The organism is Sagittula sp. NFXS13, assembly GCF_040148795.1.
Taxonomy (GTDB): Bacteria; Pseudomonadota; Alphaproteobacteria; order Rhodobacterales; family Rhodobacteraceae; genus Sagittula; species Sagittula marina.
The window spans coordinates 20,479-39,916 of record NZ_JAGEMH010000010.1 but is presented as its reverse complement, the minus strand read 5'-3'; the positions used below and the strand labels follow the sequence as shown (position 1 = coordinate 39,916).

Here is a 19,438-nt window from a genome sequence, read left to right as displayed (position 1 = left end):
TTGATGAACATGTCGGCAAAGGTTACCAAAGGTGCTCTCGAAACCGGCCAGCCGCCGCGGCGCGCCCACGGCGCGCTTGTCGCCATCGGCGGGGCAGAGGACAAGACCAACGAGATCGGAATTCTGCGACACGTGCTCGCGCTGGCGAATACGCCAGATCCGGTGGTGGGCGTGATTACCACTGCCAGCAGAATTCCCGACGACGTATTCGCCGCCTACGACGCTGCCTTCAACGCCATCGGGGCGTCCGATGTCCTTGACGTGCGTGTGCGTGACCGCGGTTGCGCAAATGCTCCGAACGTCATCGAGATGATCGAGAGGCTGGATGTCCTGTTCATCTCGGGAGGCGACCAGATGCGACTGACGCATGTCTTCGGCGGCTCGGTATTGCTCGACGCGATCAGGACGCGACACGAGGCGGGGATGGTAATCGCCGGAACCAGTGCGGGCGCGGCCTGTCAGTCGTCAACCATGGTGTATGGCGGCGCGGCCGGCGATGCCTTGCGCAAGGGAGCCGTCAAGATGTCGGCCGGCTTTGGGTTCGTGGATGGCGTCATCATTGACACACACTTTCTGGAACGGGGGAGGTTTTCACGCCTGATGGAGGTTGGCGCAACCAACCCAGAGTACCTCGGCGTCGGCCTCGGAGAGGACGCGGCCGTGCACTTTGACGGCAATATGATCCGGGTCTTTGGCTCGGGTCACGTTATCCTGGTTGACAGTTCGGACATTAGCGGGTCGAATGTTTATGATCTCGCCGAAGGACAAGCCGTCGCCGTTTCCGGCGTGAAAATGCATGCCCTGGTAGACAGTTATGGTTTTTGTCTACGTGACCGGCGGGTCCTCGGGCCAGATGAGCTCGAGGCACAAGGCCTGGAGCATAGGATTGCATATACTTGAACATCGCGCGCTGCGCGGCCCGAACTATTTCAGCCGCTACCAAGCGATCTACATGCGGCTCGACATCGACGATCTGGAGGATCGCCCGAGCGATAAGGTGCCCGGGATCGTGGAAGCCCTAAGGGCGCTGATACCCACCATCTACGATCATCGCTGCTCGGTCGGCGAGCCCGGAGGCTTTTTGGAGCGTGTGGCCCACGGAACATATGCCGGGCACATGGTCGAACACATCGCCATCGAGCTGCAGAACCTCGTCGGCTTCAATGTCGGGTATGGCAAGACCGTCGACAGCTACGACCGCGGCGTCTACCACGTCGTCTATCGCTACCGCGACGAGGCAACCGGAATTGCGGCCGGAGAGGCAGCCGTCGAGATCGTGCGCGGGCTGTATGACAGCCAGCCTGTCGACCTGCAGCCGCATATCGACCACCTCAAGGAAGTGCGCGACGCCAATGCGCTGGGTCCGTCGACGGGCTCAATCGTGAATGCAGCCAAGGCGCGCAACATCCCGTGGCACAACCTGACCCAAGGCACCAGCTACACCCAGTTGGGACATGGCAAGAAGCAGCGCCGTTTTCAGGCCACGGTCACGGATGCGTCGGGGATCATCGGGCACTCGATCGCCGATGACAAGGACTGGACCAAGCAGATCCTGGCAGATGCGGGGGTGCCGGTGCCACGGGGCCAGACTTGCTATTCCTTCGAAGAAGCAAAGGCCGCAGCCGAATGGATCGGCTGGCCGGTGGTGACAAAGCCGCTGTCTGGCAACCACGGCCGCGGCGTGACAACCGATATCGCCTCGGTTGAGGATCTGCGCTCGGGCTATGACGCTGCGGTTGCGCGAGCCCGCGACGAATACGCCGGCGTGATCGTCGAAAGCTACATCAACGGTGAGGATCACCGCATGCTGGTTATCGGTGGCAAGCTGGTCGCAGCGGCGCGACGCCGACCCGCCCACGTGACGGGCGACGGTACGCAAACGATACAGCAACTGATCGACATCGAGAACACCGACCCCCGGCGCGGTGTCGGACACGAGAACCTTCTGACGCAGATCGACGTCGACGACCAGACCCTGCGCATGCTGGATCAGGCGGGGCTGACACTTGACACCGTGCTGCCCGAGGGAGAGATCGCTTTTCTGAAATCGACCGCCAACATCTCGACCGGGGGCACCGCCGCCGACCTGACTGACGAGGTCCACCCCGAGGTCAAGTTCGCGATGGAGCGGATCGGAAGGTTGGTCGGGCTGGATGTCATCGGCATCGACCTGCTGTGCCAGAACGTATCAATCCCGCTGGACCAACAGCCTGCGGGCGTGGTCGAAGTCAATGCCGGACCGGGTTTCCGGATGCATATGGCGCCGACCCACGGCACGCCCCGCCCAGTCGGCGAGCACATCGTCGACATGCTGTTCCCCGATCCGACCGACGACGGGCGCATTCCGATCACGGCGATCACCGGCACCAATGGGAAGACCACGACGACGCGTCTGACCGCGCATATCCTGCGTCAGGCAGGTTGGTCGGTGGGTATGGGCTGTACCGGCACGGTCGAGATCGACAACAACGTCATCCTTCGCGGCGATTACTCGGGACCGGCGGCGGCGCAAGCTGTGCTGCGCGAACCCACTGTGGAACACGCCGTGCTTGAAGTCGCACGCGGCGGCATCATGCGCCGCGGCCTCGGTTTCGACGAGGCTGATGTGGGGGTGCTGTTGAACATTGCGTCCGACCACCTTGGCGAGCGAGGTATCCATACACTCGACGAGCTTGCGCGCTGCAAGACCGTCGTGGTGGACGCGGTCAAGCGGAAGGACGAGGGCGGCTATTGCGTGCTGAACGCCGACGACCCGCTGGTGATGGATCAGGGCACCTACTGGGCGCGCGGCGAGATCATATATTTCACCATGGACCCGGACAATCCTGCGCTGATAGACCATCTGGCTGAACTGGGCATGGTCCTGACTGTGAAGCAGGGCAAGATCGTGCTGCTGCGCGGCAAGGTCACCGTCGACATCGTCGAGGTCAACGACGTCCCCATTGCCTTTGAGGGGCACGCACCATTCAACGTGCAGAATGCGATGGCGGCGGCGGGCGCAGCCCTGGCACATGGGATCGAGCTTGATAATATCCGCGCCGGACTGCTGACCTTCCATCCGACGCCGGCACAGATGCCCGGCCGGACAAACTATTTCGAGGCCGACGGCGTGCGCTGTCTAATCGACTATGGCCACAACGTACCCGCGCTTGTGGCGCTGGAACCTCTGGTCCGGGGCCTGGGTACGCAGCGCAGGATCTCCGTCTCTACCGCGCCGGGCAACCGCCGCGACGAGGACCTGCAAGCACTGGGCGCGCAACTCGCGAAGATGTGCGACACTGTCATCGTCTACGAGACCGACGCGCGCGGCCGCGAAGAAGGCGAGGTGGCTCGACTGATCCGCGACGGCGCGGTATCCCAGGGCGGGGCCGACCGGGTCGAGATCATCATGGACGAGGCCGCAGCCGTCGATCGCGCAATGGACTCCGCCGAGCCCGGTGATTTCCTGCTGCTTTTGGTCGACGATATCGCGGGCACCACTGATCGGCTGAAGGGGCGCAGCTTTGCCACCCAGGCCGAGCTGGCGCAGACCTGAAACGGGCCCCGGTCCCTGGCCCGTGCGCGGTTCAGGGCGGGCCCAACCCCCACTTGCGCCGCGCGGCCCGTAGTCTCAAGCGCCCGTCCGGCCCATCCACGCACCGACGTCTCGGGAGGGCGCAAACATGACCAAACACGTATTCGTCATTGGACTCAACGATCTGAATGCCGAACGGCTGAAACGCCTTCGCGGCGTCGAGGATGTGAAATTCCATCCGCTGCTGAGCCCGGCCCAGGTTTCAGAAACCCAGGATTTCGACATTCCCGCGATGTTGGCCGAGGCCGAGGCAACGCTTGACGCGCATGACGGATCGATCAATGCGATCGTCGGGTACATCGACTTTCCCGTTTCGACCATGCTGCCGATCCTTTGTAAGAAATACGGCACGCCGCAGGCATCGCTGGAAAGCCTGCTGAAATGCGAGCACAAGTACTGGTCGCGTAGCGTGATGCGCGAGGCGATCCCCGACCACATCCCGAAATTCACTGCCTTCGACCCGTTCGACGAGACCGCGCTGTCAAAGATCGGCGAAGCCGACCTGCGCTTTCCGTTTTTTGTCAAACCGATCAAGTCGTCGGGTTCGCGGTTGGGCTTTCGCATCGACAGCCCCGAGGATTTCGACTTTGCCACCGAAAAGCTGCGCGCCGAGATCCGTTCAATCGGCGAGCCGTTCGACCATGTCCTGAGCCAGGCCGAGATGCCCGACGACATCCGCGCGGTCGAGGGGCACTACTGCATGGCCGAACAGGTCATCGGTGGCCGACAATGCACTGTCGAAGGCTACGTGCATGATGGCGACGTCGTGCCGTACGGCACGGTGGATTCGATCCGCTACCCGCAGGTTCTGAGCTTTTACTACTACCTGTACCCGTCGCAGCTCCCGCCCAAGGTGCAGGAAAAGATGTGGGAGATTACGCGCACGATCATGGCGCATATCGGCTATGACAATGCGGGCTTCAACATCGAGTATTACTGGGACGAGGTCCAGGACAAGATCTGGCTGCTTGAAATCAATACCCGCATTGCGCAGTCGCATTGCGACCTGTTCGAGATGGTCGACGGTGTCAGCCACCAGCAGGTGACCGTCGATCTGGGCCTGGGTCGCAAGCCGGACCTGCCCCATCGCGAGGGGCCGCAGAACGTGGCCGCAGAATTCTTCTACCGCGTGTTCTTCCGCGACGCGACAATCGCACGCACGCCCTCGCGAGCCGAGATCGAGGTCGCCGCCGAACAGGTAGAAGGAACGCGTATCAGCTCATACGTGTCGAAGGGGATGCAACTGTCCGAATTGCCCGAACAGGACGCCTACAGCTTTGCCGTCGCCTCGGTTTGGATGGGGGCGACCAAGCAGTCGAAGCTGCTGTGGAACTACGAGCAGGTGATGAAACGCCTGAATTACGAATTCACGGATATCGTCGAATAGCGCCGAATGGACTTCGTGTCCGAAACCGCCGATACGCCCCTTTGGCCCCTGCGATAATAGGCAAGCGAGCAAATGAAGATTGATACCGACCTTCCATGCGTGGTGCGCGAGATCGAGCATCTGGAGATTCCGATGCCCGACGGAACGCTGCTGGCCGCGCGCGTCTGGCTGCCCGAGAGTGCGGAGGGCTCCCCCGTTCCGGCGATCCTTGAATACATACCTTACCGCAAGAACGACAAGACGCTGGAACGGGATCACGCGCGCGCGCCGTGGATCGCGGCACAGGGCTATGCCTATGTCAGGCTGGACATTCGTGGCAGTGGCGAATCCGAAGGCGTGATGACCGATGAATACACATCGGTCGAGCTTCAGGACGGCTGCGATGCCATCGCCTGGATCGCAGAGCAGGGTTGGTGCGATGGCGGCGTCGGCATTGTCGGCATTTCCTGGGGTGGCTTCAACGGGCTGCAACTGGCCGCCTTGCAGCCGCCGGCGCTCAAGGCGGTGGTGACGATCTGTTCGACCGATGACCGTTACGCCGACGATATCCACTATATGGGCGGTGCGCTGTTAGTCGATCACCTGTCCTGGTCGTCGGTGATGTTCGGGATCAATACGCTGCCGCCTGACCCAGCTCATGTGGGCGAGCGCTGGCGCGAGATGTGGCACCAACGGCTGGACGAGTCGGGGCTGTGGCTGGACGAATGGCTGCGCCACCAAACGCGCGATGCGTTCTGGAAGCACGGCTCGGTCTGCGAGGATATCGGCGCGATCAAGATCCCGGTCTACGCGGTGTCGGGCTGGGCTGACGGGTATTGCCGCGCCGTGTTCCGGCTGGTCGAGACACTTCAGGCGCCTGTCAAGGGCATCGTCGGGCCGTGGTCCCACAAATATCCGCACCTGGGCGAACCCGGACCTGCCATCGACTGGCTCACCGAGGAAACCCGCTGGTGGGATCATTGGTTGAAGGGTGTCGATACCGGCATCATGGACGAGGACCCTTTGCGCCTGTTTCTTCAGGATCACGCCGAGCCACATGGCCATTACGCGCAGCGCGACGGGCATTGGATCACGGAACCGGCCTGGCCTTCGCCAAACATCGACCGCCAAGTTTTCTCGCTGGGCACTGATGGACGGTTGGGCGGCGATGCGGGGCAGGATGATCGGTTGCATATCAGCTCGCCGCTTTGGGTCGGGTCGCATGCGGGCAAGTGGTGTTCATACGCCAAGCGTGGCGATCAGCCGGGCGACCAGCGGCGCGAGGATGCAGGCAGCCTGGTGTTCGAGACAGCTCCGCTGACCGAAAACACGCATATGGCCGGTGACGCGACCGTGACGCTGACCTTTCAGGTGGACCGTCCCGTGGCGCAAGTCGCAGCTCGCTTGATGGACGTGGCTCCGGACGGTGCGGCCACGCGCGTCAGCTACGGCGTGCTGAACCTGACCCACCGCGACAGTCACGAGACGCCCGAAGCGCTGGTCCCCGGCGAGACCTACACCGCCGAGGTCGAGATGAAGCACGTCGCGCAGACTTTCCGCGCCGGGCATCGCATCCGCCTGAGCTTGTCCAGTTGCTATTTTCCAATCATCTGGCCCGCCCCGGAACCGGTGAGGCTGACTCTGATCCCGGCGCGCTGTGCACTGACACTGCCGATGCGCTCCGGTGATCTGACGGTGCCCGACCGTTTCGACCCGCCCCGGTCAGCGGAACCGCTGGAGGTCGATTACGATGTCGAGCCGCATTCCGGTTGGAGCGTCACCGAGGATCGCAACACCGGCCGCGTGGTCATCGAAACATTCGATCATGAGGGCGCCGCCCGCATCACGCTGCACGACCTGTTCCACTCGGCCGACGTGCGCGAACGCTACTCCGTACTGCCGCACGACCCATTGTCGGCTGAGGGGCAAGTGGTCTGGGTGCATGAGATGTCGCGTGGCGACTGGTCGATTAAGTCGGTGACGGAAACAACACTGACCAGCGACCGCGAGGCTTTCCACATCGTCGCGCGCCTGCGTGCTTGGGAAGGGGAGACACTGGTTCGCGACTTAGAGTGGACGCGGTCGATCCCCCGCCACCTTGTCTGAAGGGCGGCTTGGCCGTGCATCTAGGGCGGGCGGTCAAGCGAAAGGATCCTGACGTCTTGTCTCGGTGCGAACTCTCGCACGTCAATCGATGTTTGGTCGGACCTACGGCGTGACAGTCAACTGGTAAGACCTGCAACCAAATGGCAAGCGTTACGTTTACACGTTGGCTTTCTTCCTCCGTTCCGATCGGCTTCGACCTGCAACAAGAAGCCCGACGCAAAGCGGTAGTGGCCGTACAATGTTAAGGCCCGGGCGGTGTGTTCGCCCGAGCCTCTAGGCTCACAACCTGTAATTGCAATATGTCAATGGCGCGCGACGTCGTTCTCAGAAAAAGGTCTTTCAGAGAAACAGGGTTTCAAATGATCCAGCAAGGCGTCCAAGAGAATTGAAGGCGAGCTTATCCCGGCCGTTTCTGGGAAGCGGGAGCCTTTGCGCTCATTTCAACCATTTCCCAACAAAGCGGACGCAAAGACGGTTAAAGCCATGGTCACGGAAAAGCGGCTCACAATCAGCCTCGGCAACGATCACCGGGCAGATCAACGCCGAAATGCCGCCTATCGACCGGATGTTGGCAACATCGGAGCCCACGATATCGCCATAGGCAATGCCGGGCGAGCCGCTGAGCCCGGCCCGTACCACGCCTCGCACCGGCAATTCGCCGCAAGCAATCAGCAGCACAAACCCCGCGATGAGGGGCATCCAAGTCCCGAACCCTGAGCTCTCCGCCGGCGACCACACGGCGCATCGCGTTTGCAAGTCGTGATGCCCATGGTGGCCTTCAAAGGCCATGAAGTCGGATCGTGAGGAAATTCAAACGTATCGCCCATTGCCAACCTTCGGCCCTGTATCAGAATGCTGCAGCGTACTCCGTCAAAGCTGCCGTTCACCTGATGGTGCGCCGCCAGAATCCTTCGTCGAACGCCTCCGTCATTCGTTGATCACGATCATGACCCAAAGATATCGAAATCATCACCACAGATCTGTCCACCTCATTGAAGAAATCGCTGCCGGGCAATGAAGATGCGGATTGCTCGCCCGATCCGCCCAGTGCGGACCTCAGGTGCGAACGCGGACTCCGCTTGGCGCGAAAGACGCCTGATCCGGTGGCCACCTCAGGGGGGGCTTCCTTCCCTACTTCAGGTCACTTGGGAGACGTCAGTTAGGGTGCTTAAAAATGTGGGAAAGAAGATCACCGGGAGGTTCGCTGAACGCCGCTAGTTCATCTCCAGTAGATGAAAATTCTAAACCCAATCGTTCGGAAATCAGCGCATCCTAAGACATAGATCAGACGAAGCTTATGAGTTCATTATTCGGTTCATGGATACATGTTGGGAGAAACCTACTCCGATGGAATGTCCATTCTTTTGGAATGCGCCGATATTTAAAATTCAAACCGGAGTTCATCCCGATGAACAAGCTCTTCAGTAGGTCCCTGGCCTTCAAATTGCTGGCAGTCAGCGCAACCGCTATCACCCTGTTTCTGGCTTTGACCTTTGCAGTGGTTATCAGTCAGGTGCGCGACCGGACGCTGACCAAGACGCTTGATCGGGCAAGTGCGGATGCCAGCGCAACGGCGCAGGGCTTCAACGCCAAGATTGGCGGGCTTGCGGGTATGACCAAATCCCTGGCCGGCGCGGTGCAAAAGGGCCGTGAAGTCGGCACGATCGACCGCGCCATGGTGACAATGATGTTGCCGACACTGATCGAGAATTCCGATCTGGTGTTCGGTTCCTGGATGCTGGAAGCGGACAGGGGGTTCGATGGACAAATTGGAACTTTGTCGAATGAGGCCCAAGGCACGAATGCGCATGGCCAATTTACGCCATATTGGACCCGCGCCGACGACGGCCTTCAATTGATCCTGCCGGGTGAAATTGACTACACGGCTTCCTATTTCAATATCCCGGCGACAACTCGTCAAGCAACCGCAACCGAACCCTATCAGGAAGATTCGGTAGGCGGCCTGTTGATGATGAGCATCGCCGAACCAGTCGTTTCCAATGGTACGCTGCATGGCGTACTTGGTATCGATATTGGTCTGGGCAACCTTGCGAACTCGCTCAAGGACGAGCGGCCTTTTGGAACTGGACGCGTTTACCTGCTTTCAGCAACTGGGAAATGGCTGACAGCGCCGAACGAAAACCTGATCATGCAACCTTATGAAGCGGAAGGTGCCGACAAGGTCACGGCTGCTATGAAGGATGGTAGGATCAGCATCATCAACGATGTGGTCGGAGCAGACGGGGAAGGCGTTTACCGGGTCATTTATCCCTTTGAGCTGTCTGGTTTGAACACGCGCTGGTTCATAGTTGTAGACGTTCCGGTTTCGGCGGTTTCGACAATCGTCAACGAGCAGACCATGATTCTGATCGTCGGCGGTCTGCTGATTTTGTGCGCGGTGATCGTTTCGCTTCTACTGGCTGTCCGCAGATTTATACAAAAGCCTGTCTCGGCGCTGCTCGGGGAAGTCGTACACCTGTCTGCCGGGCATTACGAAAAGCCGGTATCCGGCCAGAACCGAGGTGACGAAATTAGTGCGCTGGCAACATCGCTCGAAGCTTTCCGTCATAAGCTTGCTGAAGGCCAGCAGCTTGAAGAAACCAATGATCTTCAGCGGCGCGCGGCTGATCAGGTGGTGGAAGCGCTCGGCTTTGGACTATCCAAACTATCGGAGGGAATTCTGACCTATCGCATCGATGGCCATTTCCCCGGCACCTATGCTGCACTTCGCGACAATTTTAATTCAACAATGCATAGCCTTGAGCAAACCATCACGCGTCTCAATACCACTATCAGCACTATCGATGCCGGATCTGGCGAGATTAGCAGTAGCGCTGATCAGCTTGCCAGGCGAACAGAGCAGCAGGCGGCGGGCTTGGAAGAAACTACTGCTGCGCTGTGTGAAATTACCCACAATCTCAATGAAAGTGCCAATAATGCCGGCCAAGCCGCCGAGACGGTCAATGGCGCTTGCGCAGATGCGGATCGCTCCGGCCAGATCGTACAGCGCGCCGCGGACGCCATGGAGAGCATCGAAGATTCTTCCGACAAGGTCGCAAAGATCATCAGCGTGATCGACGAGATAGCGTTCCAGACCAATCTTCTGGCACTGAATGCTGGTGTAGAGGCTGCGCGAGCGGGTGAGGCGGGCCGCGGTTTTGCGGTTGTAGCCCAAGAAGTCCGTGAGCTGGCGCAGCGATCGGCGCACGCGGCAAAGGAGATCAAGTCCTTGATTTCGACCTCCAGGGAACAGGTTGGACAAGGTGTAGCAATGGTCGGGGAAACCGGTGAACTGCTGACGCGCATCGCGGACCAGGTTCAGTCGATCAATGGTCTTATCCAGCACATTTCCAAGTCGGCTCAGGAGCAGTCATCAGGGCTGAAGGAAATCAACATTGCGGTGAACCAGATGGATCAGATGACCCAGCAGAATGCCGCCATGGTGGAGGAAACCTCTGCATCCTCCGGACTTCTCAATGATGAGGCCAGAGCGCTGCATGATATGGTAAAAAGCTTTCAAATAGGGGGCGGCGTCGCCCTTGGACAGCGTGCCGCCTAACCGGGCAAAGCAGTAAAGTCCGCCGTGTTTCCGGACGGGTGTGCTTGAGTGATTAAATTGCAGAGAGAGAGGGCTTCCGCGCGTGGCGTCGCATGATGAAACGTCGCCTGATCTCGTCAAAAGGCTGAGTCTGCAAGGGCAGATCCCTCCGCACCGGTCATGCTGCAACGTAACAGCGCCGCATCTGAGGTCGCCCCAGGCTCAGGGGCAGGCCCGGACCAGAGCTGCCGCTCCCGGGGTGGCCAATAACTGCGCCGCAGCTTCCCAGAAGCAGTCGCACGAACACGGTCGCAGCATCGCAGAACATCAAGCGATAGGTTATTGTGCCCTCAGACGTCGCCCCCAATCTGACGTTTTGTGAAAATCATGTTTTGCGGTTGAGAGCCTGATCGGCATTATGGGTGTGTTCAGATCTGAGGAGTTCCTGGAACAATGCCCAATCGAAATTCTTTGTTTGCTGGGGCGGCCTTTTCTCTTGGCCTGATATTTTCTGCTTCGGTTTCAGTTGGGCAGGGTGCGTCAGAAGACCTCGACTCCATCCGTTCCGGCATCGCCGTGATGGAAATGGAGATTTCTGAAATCGAGACATCAAATGAAAGCTATGAAGGCGGAGCACTCGCCCTTATTGCTTCTCTTAACCTAGAGACGTTGCGCTTGACTAAATCAATCCTGGAAGCGCGGCTCGCAGCCGAGGAATCTGGTGCGCCGATCGAGATTGTGGTTCCTGCGGTTCAGCCAGACCCGGCGCTGGCCGAGAGCATCCTCGCTGATATTCAGACCCAGCAAGAAAATGTCGATGCTGCGAAAGTTGAAGCCGATAACTCTGGTGGCCTGATGCAGGCTCTTGCACTCACGCGATACGAGACCGAGAAGTTGAGCCTCGCCCAACTGCGCCAAGCTTGGTTTCGGGCACAGTATGGGATTGCCTTCCCGACTAGTGGGCCGCCGCAGGCGCCTACGCCGATCGCGCGTACGGAAGAGGCATCCGCTACGGAAGGAATCGGAGGGGATGCCTCTTCCAAGCCGGATTGGGCGGACCCTGAGCATCCGGAGATTGACTACGACATAGACGTGTTCAAGCAGCTCGCCGACGGTGATTTTACGATCGTGGGCTGGTGGGGGATAGAGCGTTCACGAGCGGCTCTTGATGACTCCCCTCAGGTGTTCGCCATGAATGTTTCGGATTTCGGAACCGGATATTCGGATCATCCTTCACTTAAGGTGGCGTGCCATGAAAGGGAGGCACGCGTGATTTTCGATGCCGGCAGCTTCATAATGCGGGACTTCCAATCTAACACGCTGCCCGTCACAGTTCGGATTGGGAGCGAAAAAGCGATGCCGCAGCTTTGGTCTAAATTGACCAGCAACAAGGGCGCCGGGCTCTTTGGTGTCAAGGCGCAGGATTTCATCCGTAAACTTGTCGGAGAGGAAAAAATATTTTTGCGCTTGGAGGGCGACCGCGGCCAGTTTCACGATCTTTCGCTCAAGATGGATGGATCAGAGCGAGTTTTCGAAGAAGTGGCGGGCGCTTGCCATTTTAGTTTGCTCGATCTTGGTCGGGACGACTACAAGGCCATACAGACTCTACTCAATGCGGCTGGCTTCGATGCGGGGACGCCGGATGGTCAGTGGGGACCAGGATCGCGAAACGCAATGGCGGGCTACCAAGCGTCTGTCGGATTGCCCGAAACCGGGGCGCCGGATCGGGCGGCGCTTGTCAAGATGGGGATCTTGGAAGAGTAAGCTGCCAGCGTTGATGTGTGGCGTCTTCTTGCCCCGCAAAACGCATCCGCTCGACTGCGGTCAAACTGGGGCTAATGCACCACGCAGGGTGAACGATGGCTGTACGGATGCGCTGCTAGGGTCTGGACTCATAACCAATAGATGATGGTCGCAGCGAGAGCGATTGCGGACAAGAAGACCTTTGGGCACCTGTCGTACCGGGTCGCGACCCTTCTCCAATCCTTCAACCTGCCGAACATGATCTCGATTCTATTTCGGCGTTTGTAGCGGCGCTTGTCCCTTGCCCGGCAGGGCATTGCAAAGCAATGTCCCGAGAGGGGTATTTCACTGTGGTATTGCGCTGCTTACGACCCGGGATGCAGGCGCGTATCCCTTTGTCTCGCAACGCTTCTCTGAACCAATCAGCGTCATAGCCGCGGTCACCGAGCAACCAGTCGACATTTGGCACGCTGCTCAGCAAGGCCCGGGCACCGATGTAGTCGCTGACCTGCCTGGCGGTCACGAACAAGCTGATCGGCCGCCCCTGGCTATCGCAGACCGCGTGCAGCTTGGTATTCATAACGCCCTTGGTGCGCCCGATCAGGCGTCCACGCCCCCCTTTTTCACGCCCATGCTGGTCGCGGTGCGGTGTGCCTTGAGGTAAGTCGCGTCAATCATCACGGTCTTCCTTTCTCGATGCTCGGCAGCCAAGCCAGCCATGATCCGAGCAAAGACGCCCTTGTCGCTCCGCCGCTTCCATCGGTTATAGAGGGTCTTGTGAGGGCCGTATTCTTTGGGCGCATCGCGCCAGCGTAACCCATTGCGGTTGAAGAAAATAATCCCTTTGAGCACCTTGCGGTCATCACCCCTTGCCTTGCCGTAGGGCTTCGGAAAATAGGGCTTCAAACGCGTCATCTGCGGGTCGCTTAACCAGAAAAGATCAGACATGTCACCGCTCAGTTTTTCGGCGGTGAAACACGACGCTCGGCTGAGATCAATGGGTCCAGACCCTAGCAGCACTGCCCAAAGCCCCTTTGCATTTTCATCCTGTGAGGTCCTACTACCGAGCCGTTGAGCGCAGAAATTTCGTGCTATCAGATATGTTGAAAGGAGGGTTCATATCAGAACATGAAACTGAAAGCGCCATCAAGACGGCCCTAGTTATAATTCAACCTCTGGAACGCTGCGAACCTGAGGGATAGCTGACGTTCGCTCTCTGCGCAGCATCGGTCAACATGGGCTCAAAGCCGACCTCCGAGGCGCCGCAGCATCATGTGCTATAATGTCTTGTCAACGTCGGGTTGTCGATGTGGGTGGGCGTGGTGGATTGGAGGATACATCATGGAAACACCAAACTTACCCGCCATCCGCGCACTGCGTCCAGCCTGGAACAAAGGCCGGATCGTCGGCCAGAAAAGACCGCTTAAGCCCAAACATGTCTGGGCAATCAGGGTGCGGCTGGAGCTGGCCGAGAACCACCACGATCTGGCCCTTTTCAATCTTGCTATCGACAGCAAGCTGCGCGGCTGCGACTTGGTGAAGATGAAGGTGGTCGATGTCATGGCGTCAGGTCAAATTAAGGAACGCGCGTCAGTTCTACAGAGCAAGACCCAGAAACCTGTGCGCTTCGAAATCTCTGAAGGCACCCGTGCATCGCTCGTAAGGTGGATGCGGGAGCCGCTGATGGTCGGATCCGAATACCTCTGGCCTGGGCGTTTTCACGACCGGCTTCACATCTCGACCCGCCAGTACGCGCGTATTGTCCGTGACTGGGTGACATCCATCGGTCTGGAGGCCACCGCCTATGGCACGCACTCGATGCGGCGAACGAAGGTGACCCAAATCTATAAGAAGACGGGCAACCTTCGGGCAGTCCAGCTGTTGCTGGGCCATACCAAGATGGACAGCACAGTCAGATACTTGGGCGTTGAGCTTGAAGATGCGCTGGCTATCGCGGAAGCTATCGAAATCTAAAGGCATGGGCCACCTGCACGGACGGCCCATTGCCGTCATTGATCGCCCCTTAACGTTTCTGCGGTCTCAGTGCGCATGGCCGACATTCTCGGCAAACGCACACCAGCCAGTGAATATGCGCCGTAGAACAGCCTGAGCGCTGTCCAAGGTTGGAGCTGCCAGCATGTCAATCCCAGAACTCCGAACGCTAAAGAGCATATGCGTGCGAGCTATAGGTATAAACCCGACTGCTCGCGTGAAGTCGTCGCTTGCAACAGCCTTCACGGTTTCCCAACGCACAACTTTCCAATCTGTACGCGATTTCTACTGTAGAGCACCTCCCCAGATTTCGGCCCCCTACACTCTGTTGTACCAAGTGCCACCCCTAACGGGTCCGGCTCAAATCCGACCTTGGGACTGGATGGCCACGCTGCGGTGCCGTTTCACCGAGCCGAGTTTTCGTGCGTCGCTCAGCAACTTCCGACGGTCAAGGTCCAAGGGGCGTGATCTACCGCGACAAGGGCAGGCAACCTGGCAAACCTGCGGGCAAGACAATGCGCGCGCCCGAACGGTACAGCGATGCCGCAAAACTGGTACGGGGCGCGGTGAGTGTTACGCTGATGTCATTGCTGCCCAGTATGGCAACATCAGCCGGCAGGGATTGCATGAAGCTTTCAGAGGGAAACACGACCACCTGAGCCGGCGCTTCATCGGTCAGGAGGCTGACCGACATCAACGTCAGAAGCCAGCCCGTGACTGCGATCGGCAGAGTATAAAGGAGGCCCCTAATAGTCATGGACATGCTCCAAACGGGCGCCAGATACTTGTAGGTTTTGGAGTTGGTCGGAAAGTGCGGAGACTTTGACCATCACCAGATGGCGGAAGTCACCGTAGCCCTGTCTTGGGAAGCTGGCAATTGCGTCTTGATGGGTTGGGTGATCCGACAGAACGGTAAAGAGAATGTCGTCGTTGCCGGCGATCTCGCGAAATTGCCAACCGTCCTGCGCCATGGCCTCAAGCAGATGTGTCAGGGCGCGATACCGTGGGGTCTCGATGACGATGCCTTCCGGGATGGTTTCAATAAGTTGGACCGCGTCATAGGCGGCAAGGTCTTCGGCCGGTTTGCCGGACACAACCATGCGCAGGCGAAGCTCGTCGAACCCGGTTGCGGCAACGGCTTGGGCGATCAGATCCGCATAGGCTGCCTTGGCGCCATATTCGAGCCCCAGCGCAAAGCGCCGCTCGCGATCACGCAAAACGTCGGTGGCTGATTGGCGAAGGGCCTCTGCGTCTTGGCGAAAGTCCCACTGGTACCAGGGCACCTGCTGCAGAAATTCCGCGTATTCCGCCGCCTGAGCTGCCGAAAGGTCATCCAGCGGTGCGCGCTCTGCCCCCCGTTGCCATGCAAACAGCCGGCCAATTGTTTCTTCGTAGGCTGCCTTCAGCATCAGTTCGGCAGTGAAACTGACCCCAATGACAAAGACCATCTGTTTGGTGGCAAAGTCTACGTCACCAACGGTGGACGCCGTTTCATTCAAGACACAAAGCGACGACCAGAATCCCGCAACGCTCTGAACATAGCCAAATTCATGCGGGTCGCCGGTGCGGATAACCTCGGCATAGTCGTCATAGGCGTGAACAATGTGCCATTCCGGGTAGGTCAGCAGCGTGCGGGATTCCAACCGGTACGCGGAGGGCGGCAACAAGGCCGAGTAGGGCGACGGCACGCCGCGCCCCCGGCACATGGTCTCCACCCAGACCACAGGTGCAAGAAGGCCTGCGACAAGCAAAAGCGCAACGATCCCGGCCCGTCTTCCCCATATCCACAAGCGCCTCATTCCGGGGAGGACCTGAATCCTGCCCAGACCGCCAAACCGCCCAGCCCCAGATGCGGCAGGTTCGCCAGAATGCGCGGCAGGGAGACATCAAAACCGGCAGAGCGGTTGGTGAAAATCCCCAGATCGAGGAAGCCATAGCCCGTGAAGATCCCGAAAATACCATCGCCCAGATAGGCCAGACCGAAGAGGATCAGAAAGCTTCGCGCTGCCCGGTGAGACAGCAGCCCGGCCACAAGCGCCCACAAAGCCGAGGCGACGTGCAAGGCGTCATCGTAAATATCCAGCGAGAAAATACCGAACGCCAAGCCGTTTTCGTCGGTCAGCCCGGGGATGTAATTCAGCGAGGCGGCGATCATCAGCGCCACGAAATATCCCAGCGCAAGCTTTTGCAAATTGCTCATATGTGCCTCAAATAGCTGTCCCAGAGATTGTTGCGCAGGACCAAATCGCGGTCCAGATCGCGTTTTGCGCGCGAAAATTCGGCCGCTCGTTCATAGGTTTGCGACAGTTGTGCGACGGTCGCGTGTGGGCGGTACGGCAGGTAATAGGCCCCGCCGATAGAGCTGATCCTGTCAATCAACTCGCGGGTCATGCGCGCCATATCGGCCTCGGCGCGGGCGGTCATTTCCTGACTGAAGGACATCACCGCAGCGATGCGCGGCACCTTGGCGTAGGACAGTACGCTTTGATCGTCCTGCGCCACGTAACGCAAAGTGACATTCAGAAACTCCTGATAACTTGCGGGGATCACGTCCCGGCAGGCCGTCAGGAATTCGCCGAACCGGTCCAACCCAACGAAATACTCGTGCAGGATGTCGGTTCGGTCCGGGTTGCGGTCATCCAGCGTCACGACCGGTTCATTGATCAAGGAGTTGCGGGTGACGTCATGCCCACCAAGTGACGGGCCGAGGGACGTTTCATTCCACCACCTGAAGGTCTTCATTGTCTCATTGCCCAATTGTGCGCGGTAAATCCGACTGGCAATATGCGACATCCAGCCCGAACCCGACGCTGGCGGCAGGTCAGTCTGGTCTTGGGTTTCGCGGTAGCTGACAAGCAAAGCCTTGGTAAAGAACTCCTCCCGCTCCACGTTCAGACGGCCATAGGCCATTGTTACATCTGGGTCTTTGACAACCGCATCAAGGGCATCGGCAAAATTCGTGGCTTCCATGACATCAAACCGCGGAACAAGCCGGCTGTTGGGCACCATGTCGACTTCGAGATCTACGATCACACCGATCAGCCCGTATCCCCCCATCGCGAGATTAAAGAGATCGGCGTTCTGCGATGGTGAGCAAATTACCAGATCGCCGCTTGGCAGAACCATTCGCAAGGCCCGCACGGTTGCGCCCATCGGCCCATAGGGCACCGGCCAGCCGTGGGCATTCACCGAAAACGTCGCGGCGACACCGAAATCATGGTTCGATTGCATGACTGCCGGCGAAAACCCTTCAGGATCAACGGCGCTGATCACCTGAGACCAACGGGCCCCAGCATGTGCGCGATAGGTCTTGCTGGCGCTGTCCAGTTCCACATAGCCATTGTCAAAGGTCATGGCTGTACCGTTGCGGGGAATGGCTTGGCCCCCCATGGAATGCCGTGCAGCCCCGATATTCAGCGCCCGCCCGTCTTTGCGCGCGGCAGCAAGCTCTTGTCGAACAAGGGTGATCAGGGCATCGTCTGGATCTTCTGTCACAACCATGTGTTTGTGGATTGGTGTGGGCGACAGGCCGCTTGCATCGTTCAGAGTAGGTGTGCCGACCTTGGGAAAGGTGCGCTTGGTTCCTTCGTAGACAGGCAGATCTGATCCAAGCGCTCTCGACAGAGTCCAGCCCGCAACGCTGCCTGCGCCGAAAAGGGCAGCGCGTCGGGTGAATGTTTTCATGGCTGTTCTCCTCGTCGATGGCGTTGCCATTCGGGGGTTTACTTGATCCTGCCGTCGGAAGCGGCTTTTTGTTCTCAGCGGGCAATTGTGATGGGCAATCCTACGCCTGTTACGAGGATATGAAAGGTACGAAATTCCGCCTGTTGTCATGCTCTTAGTAAGACAGGTGGGGCCTTTTCGAGGCGTGGCTTATGTGCCCATATCGCCGGGAATGCAGCGCGATGGATCAACAGCACGTCTCGCAGGCCGCGACACAGATTGGATAGGTGATAGCCAACGGCAGTATTGAGCCGTTCGAGTCGGTCGACACCAAGGACGGAAAGCGGCCGTTTGCTGAGCAAGTCAAGAACGGCGGAACTGTGCAGGAAGTGGACTTGGAGACCAGCGCGTCCTACGCATTTACAGGTTTCGCCCAGAATCCATAAGCCAGTAAAGGATCACAACTTGGCAGTTGTTCATTGCGTTGCGATGATCGTGTCTAGGGTCAGGATGCATTGATTTTGGTCGTGCAGCGTGATTCACGGCTCTGAAAACGGAGCGGTGACATGAGCTATTTTTCTGGCTGACCGACGCGCAGATGGCACGCTTGGTCCCTTACTTCCCCAAGCCTCATGGCAAGCCTCGGGTCGATGATAGGCGGGTTTTGAGCGGGATTATCTTCATCAATCGCAATGGCTTGCGTTGGCGGGATGCGCCGAAGGAATATGGTCCGCATAAGACGCTCTACAGCCGGTGGAAGCGGTGGAGCGAGAAAGGCATCTTCGCGCGGAAGATGTCAGGTCTGGCCGCTGAGCATGGCGAAGAGAAGACCGTGATGATCGACGCGACACACCTCAAGGCCCATCGAGCGGCGACCAGCATGGCCGCAAAAAAGGGGGCGCGGTCGTCTGATCCCGTGCCCGGCAGGGCATTTCAGTAGGAAATGTCCCGAGAGGGGCCAAGCTGCACGCAATCTGTGACAGCCAAGGACGACCGATTGACCTGTTCGTAACCGCCGGACAGGTCAGCGATTACATCGGCGCACGCGCATTGCTCTGCGGCCTGCCAAACGTCAAATGGCTGCTCGGGGATTGTGGCTATGACGCTGACTGGTTCAGACAAGCGTTGCAGTACAAGGGGATTCGTGCCTGCATCCCAGGCCGGAAGAAGCGCAAGACGCCGGTCAAATATCCCTCTCTGGACATGCTGCGCAATACTCTGCCGGGCAGTGGACAAGCGCAGATACAAGCGGCGCAATCGCCCCTCTCGGGACATCACGTACCGTGATGCCCTGCCGGGCAGCGATGCGGGAGCATGTTCGGCAGGCTCAAGGACTGGAGGAGTGTCGCGACCCGCTATGACCGATGCGCAAAGGTGTTTCTCCCAGCCGTCGCTCTCGCAGCTCTCGTCATATATTGGTTATGAATCCTGACATTAGCTGGGGGAATTTGGAGTG

General features: G+C 58.9%; 12 protein-coding genes and 2 pseudogenes. 8 read left to right on the top strand and 6 right to left on the bottom strand.

What is annotated here, in order from left to right:
- The first annotated feature begins 3 nt into the window (after window positions 1–3).
- The 4 genes from J4E08_RS17235 to J4E08_RS17220 all read left to right on the top strand — a co-directional run bounded on the left by J4E08_RS17235 (window position 4) and on the right by J4E08_RS17220 (window position 7,046).
- On the top strand, window positions 4–900 hold the full coding sequence (locus tag J4E08_RS17235) for a cyanophycinase (RefSeq protein ID WP_246429540.1): 897 nt from the start codon (window positions 4–6) through the stop codon (window positions 898–900).
- Complete coding sequence (gene cphA, locus J4E08_RS17230; protein ID WP_349539565.1) at window positions 887–3,535, top strand: cyanophycin synthetase; 2,649 nt, start codon at window positions 887–889, stop codon at window positions 3,533–3,535. The genes J4E08_RS17235 and cphA overlap by 14 nt, the downstream gene beginning before the upstream one ends.
- A gap of 127 nt (window positions 3,536–3,662) precedes the next feature.
- Complete coding sequence (locus J4E08_RS17225; RefSeq protein ID WP_349539564.1) at window positions 3,663–4,961, top strand: ATP-grasp domain-containing protein; 1,299 nt, start codon at window positions 3,663–3,665, stop codon at window positions 4,959–4,961.
- A 72-nt stretch (window positions 4,962–5,033) separates the two neighbouring features.
- The gene (locus tag J4E08_RS17220) at window positions 5,034–7,046 is read left to right on the top strand and encodes a CocE/NonD family hydrolase (protein WP_349539563.1); all 2,013 of its coding nucleotides are present in this window, start codon (window positions 5,034–5,036) and stop codon (window positions 7,044–7,046) included.
- Window positions 7,047–7,481: 435 nt separating this feature from the next.
- Here J4E08_RS17220 and J4E08_RS17215 read toward each other — a convergent pair whose 3' ends face one another.
- The gene (locus J4E08_RS17215; RefSeq protein ID WP_349539562.1) at window positions 7,482–7,745 is read right to left on the bottom strand and encodes a hypothetical protein; all 264 of its coding nucleotides are present in this window, start codon (window positions 7,743–7,745) and stop codon (window positions 7,482–7,484) included.
- Window positions 7,746–8,454: 709 nt separating this feature from the next.
- Between J4E08_RS17215 and J4E08_RS17210 the strand changes: the two genes are divergently transcribed.
- The gene (locus J4E08_RS17210; protein WP_349539561.1) at window positions 8,455–10,605 is read left to right on the top strand and encodes a methyl-accepting chemotaxis protein; all 2,151 of its coding nucleotides are present in this window, start codon (window positions 8,455–8,457) and stop codon (window positions 10,603–10,605) included.
- A gap of 432 nt (window positions 10,606–11,037) precedes the next feature.
- Window positions 11,038–12,348, top strand: coding sequence for a peptidoglycan-binding domain-containing protein (locus tag J4E08_RS17205; protein WP_349539559.1), 1,311 nt, complete (start codon window positions 11,038–11,040; stop codon window positions 12,346–12,348).
- A 128-nt stretch (window positions 12,349–12,476) separates the two neighbouring features.
- Here the strand turns inward: J4E08_RS17205 and J4E08_RS17200 are convergent.
- Window positions 12,477–13,275, bottom strand: a pseudogene (locus tag J4E08_RS17200) (IS5 family transposase).
- Between the two features lie 393 nt (window positions 13,276–13,668).
- On the opposite strand from J4E08_RS17200, the gene J4E08_RS17195 reads away from it, so the two are divergent.
- The gene (locus J4E08_RS17195) at window positions 13,669–14,301 is read left to right on the top strand and encodes a tyrosine-type recombinase/integrase (RefSeq protein WP_349539557.1); all 633 of its coding nucleotides are present in this window, start codon (window positions 13,669–13,671) and stop codon (window positions 14,299–14,301) included.
- A gap of 487 nt (window positions 14,302–14,788) precedes the next feature.
- Here the strand turns inward: J4E08_RS17195 and J4E08_RS17190 are convergent, their stop codons facing one another.
- The 4 genes from J4E08_RS17190 to J4E08_RS17175 are packed head-to-tail and all read right to left on the bottom strand — an operon-like array spanning window position 14,789 to window position 18,003.
- A complete protein-coding gene (locus J4E08_RS17190; protein ID WP_349539556.1) occupies window positions 14,789–15,076 on the bottom strand; it encodes a hypothetical protein in 288 nt (95 codons plus the stop codon).
- Window positions 15,066–16,118 carry a hypothetical protein gene (locus J4E08_RS17185; RefSeq protein WP_349539555.1) on the bottom strand — a complete coding sequence of 351 codons (1,053 nt, stop codon included), beginning with the start codon at window positions 16,116–16,118 and terminating at the stop codon, window positions 15,066–15,068. The genes J4E08_RS17190 and J4E08_RS17185 overlap by 11 nt, the downstream gene beginning before the upstream one ends.
- Window positions 16,115–16,519, bottom strand: coding sequence for a hypothetical protein (locus J4E08_RS17180; RefSeq protein WP_349539554.1), 405 nt, complete (start codon window positions 16,517–16,519; stop codon window positions 16,115–16,117). Before J4E08_RS17180 ends, J4E08_RS17185 begins: the two co-directional genes overlap by 4 nt.
- Entirely contained in the window at window positions 16,516–18,003 is a 1,488-nt protein-coding gene (locus J4E08_RS17175; RefSeq protein WP_349539553.1) for an FAD-binding oxidoreductase, read from the bottom strand. The genes J4E08_RS17180 and J4E08_RS17175 overlap by 4 nt, the downstream gene beginning before the upstream one ends.
- A 577-nt stretch (window positions 18,004–18,580) precedes the next feature.
- Between J4E08_RS17175 and J4E08_RS17170 the strand changes: the two are divergent.
- Window positions 18,581–19,407, top strand: a pseudogene (locus tag J4E08_RS17170) (IS5 family transposase).
- Window positions 19,408–19,438 lie beyond the last annotated feature (31 nt).

Coding starts and splice junctions, on each gene's coding strand:
- J4E08_RS17185 (WP_349539555.1), bottom strand. CDS start 16,118: ATGAGGCGCTTGTGGATATGGGGAAGACGGGCCGGGATCGTTGCGCTT.
- J4E08_RS17190 (WP_349539556.1), bottom strand. CDS start 15,076: ATGACTATTAGGGGCCTCCTTTATACTCTGCCGATCGCAGTCACGGGC.
- J4E08_RS17210 (WP_349539561.1), top strand. CDS start 8,455: ATGAACAAGCTCTTCAGTAGGTCCCTGGCCTTCAAATTGCTGGCAGTC.
- J4E08_RS17195 (WP_349539557.1), top strand. CDS start 13,669: ATGGAAACACCAAACTTACCCGCCATCCGCGCACTGCGTCCAGCCTGG.
- J4E08_RS17215 (WP_349539562.1), bottom strand. CDS start 7,745: ATGCCCCTCATCGCGGGGTTTGTGCTGCTGATTGCTTGCGGCGAATTG.
- J4E08_RS17175 (WP_349539553.1), bottom strand. CDS start 18,003: ATGAAAACATTCACCCGACGCGCTGCCCTTTTCGGCGCAGGCAGCGTT.
- J4E08_RS17225 (WP_349539564.1), top strand. CDS start 3,663: ATGACCAAACACGTATTCGTCATTGGACTCAACGATCTGAATGCCGAA.
- J4E08_RS17180 (WP_349539554.1), bottom strand. CDS start 16,519: ATGAGCAATTTGCAAAAGCTTGCGCTGGGATATTTCGTGGCGCTGATG.
- J4E08_RS17220 (WP_349539563.1), top strand. CDS start 5,034: ATGAAGATTGATACCGACCTTCCATGCGTGGTGCGCGAGATCGAGCAT.
- J4E08_RS17235 (WP_246429540.1), top strand. CDS start 4: ATGAACATGTCGGCAAAGGTTACCAAAGGTGCTCTCGAAACCGGCCAG.
- J4E08_RS17205 (WP_349539559.1), top strand. CDS start 11,038: ATGCCCAATCGAAATTCTTTGTTTGCTGGGGCGGCCTTTTCTCTTGGC.